This window comes from Serratia sp. BNK-4 (assembly GCF_048685115.1).
Lineage (GTDB): Bacteria > Pseudomonadota > Gammaproteobacteria > Enterobacterales > Enterobacteriaceae > Serratia > Serratia bockelmannii.
In genome coordinates this window covers 4,235,498-4,247,726 of the sequence record NZ_JBLQTM010000001.1, presented here as the reverse complement: position 1 = coordinate 4,247,726, position 12,229 = coordinate 4,235,498, and the positions used below count along the sequence as shown (strand labels likewise).

Annotated in this window: 14 protein-coding genes; 11 read left to right on the top strand and 3 right to left on the bottom strand. The window is 59.8% G+C overall.

The genetic code is table 11. From position 1 onward, the window contains the following. Window positions 1-16 precede the first annotated feature (16 nt). From aaeX to ACMGGW_RS20270, 5 genes are all read left to right on the top strand, one after another. Complete coding sequence (aaeX, locus tag ACMGGW_RS20290; RefSeq protein WP_004936952.1) at window positions 17-220, top strand: p-hydroxybenzoic acid efflux pump operon protein AaeX; 204 nt, start codon at window positions 17-19, stop codon at window positions 218-220. A 7-nt stretch (window positions 221-227) separates the two neighbouring features. Next, the gene (gene aaeA, locus ACMGGW_RS20285; protein WP_197832237.1) at window positions 228-1,163 is read left to right on the top strand and encodes a p-hydroxybenzoic acid efflux pump subunit AaeA; all 936 of its coding nucleotides are present in this window, start codon (window positions 228-230) and stop codon (window positions 1,161-1,163) included. Next, a complete protein-coding gene (aaeB, locus tag ACMGGW_RS20280; protein WP_025304392.1) occupies window positions 1,163-3,130 on the top strand; it encodes a p-hydroxybenzoic acid efflux pump subunit AaeB in 1,968 nt (655 codons plus the stop codon). Before aaeA ends, aaeB begins: the two co-directional genes overlap by 1 nt. A gap of 280 nt (window positions 3,131-3,410) precedes the next feature. Continuing rightward, entirely contained in the window at window positions 3,411-3,878 is a 468-nt protein-coding gene (locus ACMGGW_RS20275; RefSeq protein WP_025304391.1) for a ribonuclease, read from the top strand. 5 nt (window positions 3,879-3,883) lie between these two features. After that, window positions 3,884-4,183, top strand: a complete 300-nt coding sequence (locus ACMGGW_RS20270; RefSeq protein WP_004936963.1) for a barstar family protein — start codon at window positions 3,884-3,886, stop codon at window positions 4,181-4,183. Between the two features lie 30 nt (window positions 4,184-4,213). Here ACMGGW_RS20270 and yjgA read toward each other — a convergent pair whose 3' ends face one another. Further along, window positions 4,214-4,762 (bottom strand): ribosome biogenesis factor YjgA, encoded by a 549-nt coding sequence (gene yjgA, locus ACMGGW_RS20265; RefSeq protein ID WP_004936968.1) that lies wholly within the window; start codon window positions 4,760-4,762, stop codon window positions 4,214-4,216. 179 nt (window positions 4,763-4,941) lie between these two features. Here yjgA and pmbA point away from each other — a divergent pair, with 179 nt between their 5' ends. Then, window positions 4,942-6,282 (top strand): metalloprotease PmbA, encoded by a 1,341-nt coding sequence (pmbA, locus tag ACMGGW_RS20260; protein WP_025304390.1) that lies wholly within the window; start codon window positions 4,942-4,944, stop codon window positions 6,280-6,282. A 138-nt stretch (window positions 6,283-6,420) separates the two neighbouring features. Further along, window positions 6,421-6,807, top strand: coding sequence for a cytochrome b562 (gene cybC / locus ACMGGW_RS20255; protein ID WP_016930224.1), 387 nt, complete (start codon window positions 6,421-6,423; stop codon window positions 6,805-6,807). Window positions 6,808-6,811: 4 nt separating this feature from the next. On the opposite strand, the gene ACMGGW_RS20250 is transcribed toward cybC, so the two are convergent. Then, window positions 6,812-7,594, bottom strand: coding sequence for an AraC family transcriptional regulator (locus ACMGGW_RS20250; RefSeq protein WP_025304388.1), 783 nt, complete (start codon window positions 7,592-7,594; stop codon window positions 6,812-6,814). Window positions 7,595-7,877: 283 nt separating this feature from the next. On the opposite strand from ACMGGW_RS20250, the gene ACMGGW_RS20245 reads away from it, so the two are divergent. From ACMGGW_RS20245 to ACMGGW_RS20235, 3 genes are read left to right on the top strand one after another with little or no spacing between them, the layout of a single operon-like run. Further along, on the top strand, window positions 7,878-9,332 hold the full coding sequence (locus tag ACMGGW_RS20245) for an FAD/NAD(P)-binding protein (RefSeq protein WP_025304387.1): 1,455 nt from the start codon (window positions 7,878-7,880) through the stop codon (window positions 9,330-9,332). Next, entirely contained in the window at window positions 9,329-10,210 is an 882-nt protein-coding gene (locus ACMGGW_RS20240; RefSeq protein WP_043141942.1) for a formyltransferase family protein, read from the top strand. Before ACMGGW_RS20245 ends, ACMGGW_RS20240 begins: the two co-directional genes overlap by 4 nt. Continuing rightward, a complete protein-coding gene (locus tag ACMGGW_RS20235; RefSeq protein WP_043141945.1) occupies window positions 10,203-10,991 on the top strand; it encodes a sulfite exporter TauE/SafE family protein in 789 nt (262 codons plus the stop codon). The genes ACMGGW_RS20240 and ACMGGW_RS20235 overlap by 8 nt, the downstream gene beginning before the upstream one ends. A 37-nt stretch (window positions 10,992-11,028) precedes the next feature. Here the strand turns inward: ACMGGW_RS20235 and rnk are convergent, their stop codons facing one another. After that, a complete protein-coding gene (rnk, locus tag ACMGGW_RS20230; protein ID WP_004936993.1) occupies window positions 11,029-11,439 on the bottom strand; it encodes a nucleoside diphosphate kinase regulator in 411 nt (136 codons plus the stop codon). A gap of 444 nt (window positions 11,440-11,883) precedes the next feature. Between rnk and ACMGGW_RS20225 the strand changes: the two genes are divergently transcribed. Then, the gene (locus ACMGGW_RS20225) at window positions 11,884-12,210 is read left to right on the top strand and encodes a glycine dehydrogenase (protein WP_373275261.1); all 327 of its coding nucleotides are present in this window, start codon (window positions 11,884-11,886) and stop codon (window positions 12,208-12,210) included. Window positions 12,211-12,229 lie beyond the last annotated feature (19 nt).

Below are 12,229 nucleotides of genomic sequence, written 5' to 3'. Positions count from 1 at the left end.
CAATAAGGAAAAAGTGATGAGTTTGCTTCCGGTTATGGTCATCTTCGGACTGTCGTTTCCGCCGGTGTTTTTCGAGCTGCTGGTGTCGCTGGCGCTGTTTTTTCTCTTGCGCCGCCTGCTGCAGCCGACGGGGATTTACGATTTTGTCTGGCATCCGGCGCTGTTTAATACCGCGCTGTATTGCTGCTTGTTTTATCTGATTTCGTGTCTTTTTGTTTGAGGTCGCTGTGAAAAATTTTTCGATAAAAATAACCCGAATCGCGATCACTTTGATTCTTGTGCTGCTGGGCATTGCCGCGGTATTCAAGGCCTGGGTGTTCTACACCGAGTCGCCGTGGACGCGTGATGCCAAGTTCACCGCCGACGTGGTGGCGATCGCGCCGGACGTCAGCGGCCTGCTGACCGACGTGCCGGTGGTGGACAACCAACTGGTGAAGAAAGGCCAGGTGCTGTTCGTGGTCGATCGGCCGCGTTATGAGCAGGCCCTGGCGGAAGCCGGCGCCGACGTCGCCTACTATCAGACGCTGGCGGCGGAAAAACGGCGTGAGGCCGGCCGCCGAGTGAAGTTGGGCGTGCAGGCGATGTCGCAGGAAGAGATTGACCAGTCGAACAACTCGCTGCAGACCGTGCAGCACCAGCTGGCGAAGGCCATTGCGGCGCGCGAGCTGGCGCAGCTGGATCTGGAGCGCACCACGGTGCGCGCCCCGGCCGATGGCTGGATCACCAACCTCAACGTACACGCCGGTGAATACATCACCCGTGGGTCGGTGGCGGTGGCGCTGGTGAAGAAAGATTCCTTCTACATCCTGGCGTACCTGGAAGAGACCAAGCTGAACGGCCTGAATAAGGGCGATCGCGCGGAGATCACTCCGCTCGGCAGTAACCGCATCATGCACGGCACCGTCGACAGCGTGGCGGCGGCGGTGAACAACAGCAGCAGCACGCTGAACAACAAAGGGTTGGCCTCGATCGACAGCAACCTGGAGTGGGTACGCCTGGCGCAGCGAGTGCCGGTGAAAATCCTGCTGGACGCCAAGGATCAACAGCATCCGTACCCGGCCGGCACCACTGCCACCGTGGTGATCGTTGGCAAAAACGATCGCAATGCCGACAGCGGCTCACCTTTTGTGCGCCTGATGCACCGGCTGCGTGAGTTCGGCTAATGAGCAGCCCAACCTTTATCCGGCTGAGATTCGCCTTCAAACTCAGCTTCGCGATTGTGTTTGCGCTGTTCGTCGGCTTCCATCTCAATCTGGAAACCCCGCGCTGGTCGGCGATGACCGCCGCCATCGTCGCCGCCGGCCCGGCCTTTGCCGCCGGCGGTGAACCCTTCTCCGGCGCCATCCGCCACCGCGGCTGGCTGCGTATCATCGGCACCTTTATCGGCTGCTTCGTCGGCCTGATCATTATCATCACCACCGCCCGCGCGCCGGTGGTGATGCTGCTGCTGTGCTGCATCTGGGCCGGTTTCTGCACCTGGCTTTCTTCACTCATCAAGGTGGAGAACTCCTATGCCTGGGGGCTGGCCGGATATACCGCGCTGATCATCATCGTGACGGTCGCTACCAGCGAGTCTCATCTGCTGGAAGCGCCGCAGTTCGCCATCGAGCGTTGCAGCGAGATCGTGCTGGGGATCGTCAGCGCCGTGTTGGCGGATCTGCTGTTCTCGCCGCGTTCGATCAAACAGGACATCGATCGGGCGGTGGATCAACTGCTGGTGGCTCAATATCGCCTGATGCAGATGTGCATCAGCAACGCCGACAAAGAAGACATCGATCGCGCCTGGAGCAATCTGGTCAAGAGCACCACGGCCCTGGACGGCATGCGCAACAACCTGATGATGGAGTCCTCGCGCTGGCAGAAGGTCAATCGACGGGTGAAGGCGCTGCATACGCTGTCGCTGACGCTGATCACCCAGGCCTGCGAAACCTATCTGATCTTGTTGAATCACCCGGAGGCACTGAAAGACAGCCTGCGGGAGCAACTGATGGTCCCGGCGGAAACCCCGCAGGAGATCCACAAGCGCATGAAGCTGTTGCGCCAGGTGCTGACCACGCATCGTTCCGAGGAAACGCTGCCGACCATCACCGGCTGGGTCGGCGCGGCGACGCGCTACCTGTTGCTGTCGAAAGGCGTGCACGCCAACTGCAGCATCAGCGCGGTGGAAGAAGGGGTGCTGAGCAACGAAACCGTGGTCAAACCGACCTCGGCGGAAGGGCATCACGCGATGATCAACGGCTTGCGTACCTTTGTGGCGACGGCCTTCGGCAGCCTGCTGTGGCTGTGGACCGGCTGGACGTCCGGCAGCGGTTTTATGGTGATCATCGCGGTGATCACCTCGCTGGCGATGCGCACCCCGGCGCCGCGCATGGTGGCGATGGATTTCGTGCTGGGCATGCTGGCGGCGATCCCGGTCGGTTCCCTGTTCTTCATGGTGATCCTGCCGGCGACCCAGCAGAGCATTTTGCTGCTGTGTCTCAGCCTCGGCCTGCTGGCGTTTTTCATCGGCATCGAGGTTCAGAAGCGGCGGCTCGGTTCGCTGGGGCTGCTGGCGGGGACCATCAACATTCTGGTGCTGAGCAACCCGATGGAGTTCAACGTGACCCAGTTTCTCGATGGGGCGCTGGGCCAGTTCCTCGGCAGCTGCGTTGGGCTGATGGTGCTGCTGCTGATCCGCGATAATTCGCGCGAACGCACCGGCCGCACGTTGCTCAACCAGTTCGTCAGCAGCGCGGTGTCGGCGCTGACCACCAAGGCGGCGCGCCGTCGGCAAAACCACCTGCCTGCGCTGTATCAGCAGCTTAATCAGCTGCTGATGATGTTCCCGAACGACATCGCCAAGTATCGTCTGGCGCTGAACCTGATCATCGCCCACCAGCGCATGCAGCGAGCGGAAATTCCGGCCAGCGAAGAGCTGTCGGCCTTCCACCGCCAGATCCGCAGCACCGCCGATCGGGTGGTCTCCGCCAAGAACGACGTCAAGCGCGCCTATTACTACGATCGCTTGCTGGGTGAGATGAATGAGTACCAGCAGAAGCTGGTGGACAATCAGGCGCCGCTCAGCGTCACCGGGCCCGTGAAACGCCTGGCCGATATGCTGCATCGCTATCGTCACGCCTTGATCGATTGATGCGTTCCCTCCTGTTGCGCCGCGTTGTGCGGCGCCTTCCCTGACTATACTGAAAGCAGTGCCCGATCTGGCGGGCCGTCTCATAAGAGGCGGCCCGTTTTCAGAGAGACTCCGAGTGCCAGAACGGCTGGAAAGTGGCATCATTGTCATGAATGGATGAAACGCTTACCGCCGCGAAAACGTGACGTGCCGGTCATCTTAGTTTCATCCAGGTCGACTATATACCTAACTAGCCTGGGGGAGCTGCGGCGCCTTCGGCGGCATAATTTCAGGGAATGTCATGAACAAGCGGATTCTGTTGGCGATTGTCATCGCCGTGGTCATCGCCGTCTTCAGCGCGCTGCGCGGCAACGAGCACCGTGCGATCGACGGCAATCCGGCGAGGGTGCCGGCACCGGCGGGCCAGCAGCAGAGCATCGACCGGCTCACGCAGCAGCAAACGGTGGTGAGCTACCTGCAGCAGCATCAGCGGCTGCCGGACTATTACGTCACCAAGAAGCAGGCGCGCGAGCAGGGCTGGGATCCGCGTTCAGGCAACCTCTGTGCAGTATTGCCGGGCAAGGCGATTGGCGGCGATCGATTCTCTAACCGTGAAGGGCAACTGCCGAGCGCCGGCGGCCGGGTCTGGCGCGAAGCGGACATCAATTACCAGTGTGGCCGGCGCGGCGCCGATCGCCTGTTGTATTCGAGCGACGGTCTGATCTTCGTCACGCGCGACCATTACAAAAACTTCATTCGTGTGGAGTGAGTTTGATGGCAAAAGTAGAGTTTGATTTTGAGCAGATCCAGGACGTGCCAACCTTCTACCGCGATTTCGCGCACAAGTTTGCGCTGGACGAGGGGTTTGGCGCCAACCTCGACGCGCTGTGGGACGTGGTGACCGGCGATATCGGTCTGCCGGTGGAAATCGAGTTCACCCACCTCAATGCCCGCAGCAAGCGTCGTTTCGGCGCAATCATTCTGCTGTTTGAAGAAGCGGAAGAAGAGCTGGAAGGCAGCCTGCGCTTCAATATCCGCGAAAGCAGCGGCGAACCGGCGCATCACCGGGGATGAAACGGGTTCATCCCGGGATGGCGGTGGCGCTTAGTCAGCCGCTTCGGCCAGCTCGCGCAGGTATTGGAAGATCTGGCGGTAAGCCTTAGGCGGCTTGTTGGCGGCCTTCTCTTTCTGCGCGTTGCGCACCAGTGAACGCAGCTGTTGACGATCGGCTGCTGGATACAGATCCAGGATCGACGGAATGACGTCATCGCCTTCTTCCACCAGGCGGTCGCGCAGCGCTTCCAGCTTATGGAACAGCGAAACCTGCTGGTTGTGGCGGTTTTTCAGCTTGTCGAGCGCGGTCTGAATCGGCTCGATATCGCGGGCGCGCAGCATCTTGCCGATCAGCTGCAGCTGACGGCGACGGCCTTCTTTCTTGATCTTCTGCGCCAGCTCGATGGCGGCGCGCAAATCTTCGTCCAACGGAATGCGATCCAGCGCGTTTTTGCCCAGATCGACCATTTCGGCCCCCAGGTCTTTCAGCGCTTCGGCATCACGTTTAATTTCACTTTTACTGACCCAGATAATCTCGTCATCGTCCTCGTTTTCATTCTCCGGGACATCGTCGAGCCAGTCTTCAGGCTGTTTGTTCATGGTAGGCTCCGTTAAAAAGAGGCTAATCCTAACAGGTTGCCGGCTTTATGCGAAATTCAACGCGGTTCCTGTTAGACTCAACGGCAGAGATCTCAGGATTTTTGCGCGCCGCTCCGCGTGCACAACTACGCCGCTCCGGCACTTTTCTCAACGATTTTCTGATTAATTATGGCAGATTGATGAAAGTAGTCACTCAAGTTGCAGAACAGCGCAAGGCGCTGGAACAGGCCGTTTCTCAGGCGCTGGAGCTGGCCCGCGCCGGTTCCGACGCGGCGGAAGTGGCGGTCACCAAATCGACCGGCATCAGCGTCAGCACCCGCTTCGGCGAGGTTGAAAACGTCGAGTTCAACAGCGATGGCGCGCTGGGCATCACCGTGTATCACCGCCAGCGCAAAGGCAGCGCCTCTTCCACCGATCTCAGCCCGGATGCCATCGCCCGCACCGTACAGGCGGCGCTGGACATCGCGCGCTACACCTCTGAAGATCCCTGCGCCGGCCCGGCGGAGAAAGATCTGCTGGCGTTCGAGGCGCCGGATCTCGATCTGTTCCACCCGACCGAGCTGGACGCCGAGCGCGGCATCGAGCTGGCGGCGCGCGCCGAGCAGGCTTCGCTGGCGGCGGACAAACGCATTACCAATACCGAAGGCGGCAGCTTCAACAGCCACTACGGCATCAAGGTGTTCGGCAACAGCCACGGCATGCTGCAAAGCTACTGTTCCAGCCGCCACTCGCTGTCCAGCTGCGTCATTGCGGAGCAGGACGGCGATATGGAGCGGGATTACGCTTACACCATCGGCCGTGCGATGGGCGATCTGCACAGCCCCGAGTGGGTGGGGCAGGAGTGCGCCCGCCGCACGCTGGCACGTCTTGCGCCGCGCAAACTGTCGACCATGAAGGCGCCGGTGCTGTTCGCCTCCGAAGTGGCCACCGGGCTTTTCGGCCATCTGGTGGGCGCCATCAGTGGCAGCAGCGTCTACCGTAAATCCACTTTCCTGCTGGACTCGCTCGGCAAACAGATCCTGCCGGAATGGTTGACCGTCGAGGAGCATCCGCACCTGCTGAAAGGGCTGGCGTCAACGCCGTTCGACAGCGAGGGCGTGCGCACCCAGCGGCGCGATATCATCAAGGACGGCGTGCTGCAGACCTGGTTGATGACCAGCTACTCGGCGCGCAAGCTGGGCCTGCACAGCACCGGCCATGCCGGCGGCATCCATAATTGGCGCATTGCCGGGCAGGGCGCGGACTTCGCCGGCATGTTGAAACAGCTTGGCACCGGCCTGGTGGTCACCGAGTTGATGGGCCAGGGCGTCAGCGGCGTCACCGGCGATTACTCGCGCGGCGCCGCCGGTTTCTGGGTGGAAAATGGCGAGATCCAGTACCCGGTCAGCGAGATCACCATTGCCGGCAACCTGAAAGACATGCTGCGCAACATCGTCAGCGTCGGCAGCGATATTGAAACCCGCAGCAATATCCAGTGCGGTTCGGTGCTGCTGCCGGAAATGAAGATCGCCGGTCAGTGATCCTCTGCGCGGCCGGCGCCCGCCGGTCGCGCGTTATCCCGTCTCAACCTTGCTTACAAATCTCCGGTTTCGGTTTTGCCCGGCCTTGCCTATGGTAACGGTGGGTTAATTAAAACAATAACTGGAAGGTGAGCAAACATGCAGAATACCCTGAAAGCGCTGGCGGCGTTGACGCTGCTGGCAGCCAGTTCGCTGGCGGTCGCTGCCGATCTGGGCGACGATATGGACACCCTGGCGGAAAACTATAAAACGGTGCTGAATACCGATTCCGCCGCTACCCTCACACAGAGCCTGCAAAACATGCGCGCCGCCGCGCAGGATGCCAAACAGGGCACTCCGCCGAAGCTGGAAGACAAAGCCGCCGACAGCCCGGAGATGAAAGATTTCCGCAGCGGGTTGGATACCCTGATCGGCCAGATCGATCAGGCGCTGGCCCTGGCCAATCAGGGCAAAGTCGCCGAAGCGAAGCAGCTGGCGCAGGGCTTCAAGCAAACCCGCGACGCCAACCACAAGAAATTCCGCTAATCCGTCAACCGTCGCGCCCGTCTTCCGTCAAATAGGAGGAGGGCGCCTGCCCGAGCACGCGGCGAAACATGGTTGAAAACGCCGCGCTGCTGTCATATCCCATTTCCATCGCCACCTGCGTTACGCTGCGCCCTTCGGCCAGCAGCGCCAACGCCAGTACCACGCAGGCGCGCTGGCGCCATTGCGAAAACGGCAGGCCGGTCTGCGCGCGAAAGAAGCGGCTGAAGGTGCGAATGCTCATGTACAGACGAGGCGCCCACCGCTGCGCGGAGTCGTGGGCGTCGGGGTGCTGCAAAAAGGCGCGGCACAGCTCGCCTAACCGAGGATCGGCGGGTAGCGGGATGTGCAACGGCAAGGGCTGCAGCCTGGCCAGCTCATGCAGCAGCAGTGTTGCCAGCGCTCCGTCGCGCCCCTCTTGTTCATACTCCAGCGGCATGTCCACCGCCGCCATCAACAGCTGGCGCATCAGCGGAGTGACGCTGACCACCTGGCATACCTGCGGCCGTTCGGCGGGCAACGCGCCGGGTTCGAGGTATAGGCTGCGGGTGGTGACGCCGACCATCCTCACCGCGTGCGGCATCTGCGGCGGCAGCCATACCGCGTGCTGCGGCGGGACGACCCAATTGCCTTGCTGCGTGAAAACGTGCATGACGCCGGTGGCGCCGTACAGCAACTGCGCGCGCCGGTGGCTGTGCATCGGCAGCAGGTGTCCCGGCGGATAATCGGTGCCGATGGCGATCACCGCGCGCGTTACGTGGTCGATGTCATCAATGCGGACGTTGCGCATGTGTTTCCTTTGGCGGGCAGATTGGCCGAAACGCAATGATAGTTGGCCTTTCATATAAAGCAAGCCAGCGGCCGCCGCCCTACTATCGGGGCAGAAAAATAATGCTTGTTCGCGGTGCCGTTATTTTATCGGCCATAAAGCCCGTGCAAGTTTTCACACCGGGGTGGGACGAAGGTTTTCGTTCTCGCAATACAAGAAGTTAATAAGGAATAAAGCGTCATTTTATTCCAACACCTGAAGCAATAGTTCTTAGCGCAGTTCAATGACTATAAGGTGATATTTCATGTATAAGTTCGGTGTGGTTGGCGGCGGAGCCGCCGGGATCGCTTTTGCGTATAACTTTATAAAAAATAAGTCGGTTAATCATTGCAAAAGGCCGCTTTCCCTGACGGTGTTCGACAAGCAGGGCTTCAAGGGCGGAATGGCATACAGCAGCGATTTTGACAGCCATATATTAAATATGACGCCGGAAAATATGTCGGCGGATATTTTCGACGACACGCACTTCGTTGATTGGATCGCCATGCATTTCCCGCAGTTTTGCCAGGATCGTTATCCGCCGCGCTGGCTGTATCGGGAATATCTCGATTTTATTCGCGACATGACGATTTATATGGCGGCGGACAGTAACGTCGCGCTGAATTTCGTGACCGCCGAAGTAAATGCCATCGCGCCGCTCGAAGCCGGCTACCGGCTGACCACCACCTGTGGCAGCGCCGAACAGATGAATGCGCTGGTGCTGTGTTCGGGGCACAACCCGCCGGAATGTCTCTATCCGGTAGATGGCGTGATCGCTTATCAGGCCCACCAGGATCTGCCGCCGATCAACCCTTATTCGAGCATCGGCGTGATCGGCTGCAGCCTGACGGCGATTGACGCCATCGTTGAGCTGATGGAGCGCCTGGGGGCGACCGACATCTGTGCCCTGTCGCGCTCGGGCCTGTTCCCCAGCGTGCAGCCGGCGCTGATGCGTCCGCCGCCGGAAGCGTTTGTTGAGGCGCTGCGGCGCTTTGTCGCCGGCCGCGATTTTATTGACGCGCATCAGCTGGTACATGCGATCAATGCCGCGCTGGCGCGCCACTATCCGGGGCCGGAGCGGCTGACGGTTCTCTCGGCGCTGGGGGAAAGGCGCGATTGCTATCGCGATCTGGCAGACAGTCTCGATCGCGCGCGTTTTGCCCGGGAGCATATCTGCAGCTATCTGGCGGCGATCCACCCGGCGGTGTGCGCCGCCTGGGTCAAGATGGATGCCAACAACCGGCAGGTCTTCATGCGCTTTTACAACTCCTCCTGGATGCGCAATCGACATGCCATGCCGCTAAAGAACGCCAGCAAGATCGTGGCGGCGCTTGAGAGCCAACGCTTGCGTGCCTGCGGCGGCCTGGTGGATATCAGTAAGGGGGCGGACGGGTTTATCCTTCGTTGCCATGAGACGCGGGTGCATGCGCAGTATCTGTTCAACTGCACCACGCCTTCTTATCAACTGCCGCCCAACCGCCTGAGCCATCAGCTGCTGCAAGACGGGCTGGTGCAAGAGAACCTGTTCGGCGGCGTGAAGTGCAACCCGCACACGCTGAAAATCGCCGACCGACGCGGCCGTGAGCAGCATCTCTACTCGCTCGGCGCGCCCGCCAAGGGCGATCTGTTTTACACCTCGGCGATGGAATCCATCACGCGGGATATCAGCAAGATCGTGTTCAACAACCCTATTTTCAATGCAAAGAAGGCTGAAGTATGAAAAACGTAGCGCTCTTTGTCGGCAACGACATTTTCTCCTGGCTGGTGTGTCAGGATCTGATCGCCGCCCTGAGGGACGAGTGTACTTTTACGGTGTATTTTCCCCTGGCGAAAAGCGCCGGGCGCACGCAGGAGCCGGCGGTTCGCCGCCTGGGGCTGTATGAGCGCGAGGTGCTGAATGATTTCGTGTTCCCGTTCGTTGGCCGCAACGCCGCCGCCTGTGAGGGCGCCTATCAGCCGCCGGCTCTGTTCCTGGCCGCCGCCGGGGTCAAAGCGCATCGCGTTCTCGACATCAATGACGCCGCGTTTATCAGCAGCCTGGGCCATATGGACGGGGTGATCTCTTTACGCTGTTATCAGAAATTTTCCGCCGACTATGTGCGCGCCTTCAGCCGACGCGGCAAGCTGCTGTGGAACCTGCATCCGGGAGATTTGCCACGCTATCGCGGGGTGATGACGCTGTTCCGCGCGATGATGAACGGTGACAGGGACTGTGCGGTAACGCTGCATGAAATGGATGAGCACTGGGACGCCGGCCCGGTGATCGCCCGTCTGCCCGCCGAGCTGCGCCACGATCTGTCGTTCCTGGAAAACATGATGTTGCTGGGCGTACAAAGCGGCACCTTTTTGGCGCGCCAGCTGATGCGGGCGGAGCACAGCGAAGCGATAACGGCGGAAAAGCAGGGCGATTCGCGCTACTGGGGTTTCCCGGATGCGCAGACGCTGGCGCAGGCAGAACAGGCGGGCATTGAGCTGGTGGACCATGACGCCGTGCGCGAGCAGTATCTGGGGCTGTTCGTCGGCGATCGCTTCCACCCGCTGGCGGGGCAGTTCTGCGCCGGGTTCGACGACTTCGTGCGGGCGCACGGCCATGATTGAAACGTTGATTGTACTGGGGGCCGGTTTTCTGACCGGCATCACCACCATTCTGTTCGGCTTCGGCGGCGGCTTTGTAGTGGTGCCTTTCGTCTATCACTTGATCTCTGTGTCGGGCGAGCAGCCCGGCCAGGCGATGCATATCGCGGTGGCAACCTCGACGGCGGTGATGATCCTCAACGCGAGTTACGCGACGCTGACCAACTGGCGCAGCGGCAACCTGCTGCGCGAAACCATCGTGCCGCTGATCTTTTTCATCGGCATCGGCGCTGCGCTGGGCGCGTTCGCCTCCTCACTGCTGGCGGACGGCGTGATCCGAGGGCTGTTTGTGGTCTATATGGCGGTGACCATCGCCGATTGTCTGTTCCGCCGGGGCTTTTTGATCAAACCGGCGCGCGCCGAACTGTCCCCCGTCACGCTGTGGGGCGGGGGGCCGCTGATCGGCGGCATCGCCACCCTGCTGGGAGTGGGCGGCAGCGTGATGACCGTACCGCTGCTGCGTCGCCATGGTTACGACATGAAATATTGCGTCAGCGCTGCCAACCCGCTGTCGATCCCGGTGGCGGTGATCGGGGCGCTGATGTATATCGTGTTGGGGTGGCACGAGATGAGCGGGCCGCAGTATCTGGGTTACGTCAATCTGAACATTCTGGGGTTGCTGGTGGTCGCGGGGATTGCGGGGATCGTGTTTGCCAGGCGCTGTTTGCCGAAGGTGAGCGATGCGCTGCATGCCAAAATCTACGTGCTGCTGCTGATCGCCGTGCTGATCGCTATCTGCCTCTGAGACAGAAAGGGCGGCCGGATGCCGCCCTGAAAACCGCTTAACGGTGGTATTCGCCCGCCGCTTCCGGCTGGTACAGCAATTCCAGCACTTCAATCCGCGCTTCTTCACCGTTCGGCAATTGCCAGGAGATCTGCTTGCCGACGTGCATGCCGAGCAGCGCTGCGCCCAGCGGCGCCATTACCGACAGCTGATCGTGGCTGTCTTTCAGCGATGCCGGGTAAACCAGCGTACGCACGTGCTCTTCATCGGTGTGCAGATCGCGAAAACGCACGCGGCTGTTCATGGTCACCACGTTGGCCGGCATTTTCTCCGGCGGCAGGATTTCCGCGCGATCCAACTCGTCGTTCAGCGCGGCGGCGACGTCGGTGTTGGCAAAGGCCGGTTGTTCCAATAGCGCATCCAGGCGTTCCGCATCCAGCTCATTAATAGTAATGATGGGTTTGGTCATTCCACTCTCCAGTCAAATCAAAGGGCGCCAGTCTGTGCACCCATAAATTCGGAAAAACAACACAAAGCAACACCCCCGCGCCAGAGGAGCGGGGGTGTGGGTAATGTCGATTTGTCCTATTGATAGTAGGCGGTTGGGGCGAGAAAAGAAAGAGATCCCGATCACGAAGGCTTTTATCGTCAATCGTGGCAAAAGAAACGGTTAGCCCGGTTATCTATTTGTTATCTCATTGACTTTTTCACCTTGGTGCCGTTTTGCGAAATGGATCTCCGCGCGTCATTCGATTTCCACTTCAAACTGGAAAAAACCGGTCTACACAGAAAATCCTACCGGGGGTAGGGTAAAGACATCACAGAAAGCGGGTTATTCAGGTGATGCGCTTTACGGCTTACTGATTAATGTAGGATCTAGGGGTACTGAAAAGTGAATGATGGATCTGCTTCGATAAAAGAAATTGAACAATCCGATGTCAGCGAAGCCGGGGCGATCGCCGCTCGGGTGTTGGCGGATATTACCGCGATGCTGAATGCTGAAAATATTTATACCAATGCGGTGCAGCAACAGATGCTGGAATCGCATATTCGTGCCATGGTGCTGCGTTCAATAACCGGCGAGCCGTTGCCGGAGGTAGATAAATCATTGTTCGACGAAATATCCGCCGAATCCATGCAAATGGCGGAGCGCGTGGTGGATCAGTTTGACACATTGCCTATCGAAGAAGCCTATTTATTGTCAGTGCACTTCGAAGTGGCGAAAGATAATAACGCATAGCGGTTAATGCATCGATTTA

Coding starts and splice junctions, on each gene's coding strand:
- aaeX (WP_004936952.1), top strand. CDS start 17: ATGAGTTTGCTTCCGGTTATGGTCATCTTCGGACTGTCGTTTCCGCCG.
- aaeB (WP_025304392.1), top strand. CDS start 1,163: ATGAGCAGCCCAACCTTTATCCGGCTGAGATTCGCCTTCAAACTCAGC.
- ACMGGW_RS20275 (WP_025304391.1), top strand. CDS start 3,411: ATGAACAAGCGGATTCTGTTGGCGATTGTCATCGCCGTGGTCATCGCC.
- ACMGGW_RS20270 (WP_004936963.1), top strand. CDS start 3,884: ATGGCAAAAGTAGAGTTTGATTTTGAGCAGATCCAGGACGTGCCAACC.
- yjgA (WP_004936968.1), bottom strand. CDS start 4,762: ATGAACAAACAGCCTGAAGACTGGCTCGACGATGTCCCGGAGAATGAA.
- pmbA (WP_025304390.1), top strand. CDS start 4,942: ATGAAAGTAGTCACTCAAGTTGCAGAACAGCGCAAGGCGCTGGAACAG.
- cybC (WP_016930224.1), top strand. CDS start 6,421: ATGCAGAATACCCTGAAAGCGCTGGCGGCGTTGACGCTGCTGGCAGCC.
- ACMGGW_RS20250 (WP_025304388.1), bottom strand. CDS start 7,594: ATGCGCAACGTCCGCATTGATGACATCGACCACGTAACGCGCGCGGTG.
- ACMGGW_RS20245 (WP_025304387.1), top strand. CDS start 7,878: ATGTATAAGTTCGGTGTGGTTGGCGGCGGAGCCGCCGGGATCGCTTTT.
- ACMGGW_RS20240 (WP_043141942.1), top strand. CDS start 9,329: ATGAAAAACGTAGCGCTCTTTGTCGGCAACGACATTTTCTCCTGGCTG.
- ACMGGW_RS20235 (WP_043141945.1), top strand. CDS start 10,203: ATGATTGAAACGTTGATTGTACTGGGGGCCGGTTTTCTGACCGGCATC.
- rnk (WP_004936993.1), bottom strand. CDS start 11,439: ATGACCAAACCCATCATTACTATTAATGAGCTGGATGCGGAACGCCTG.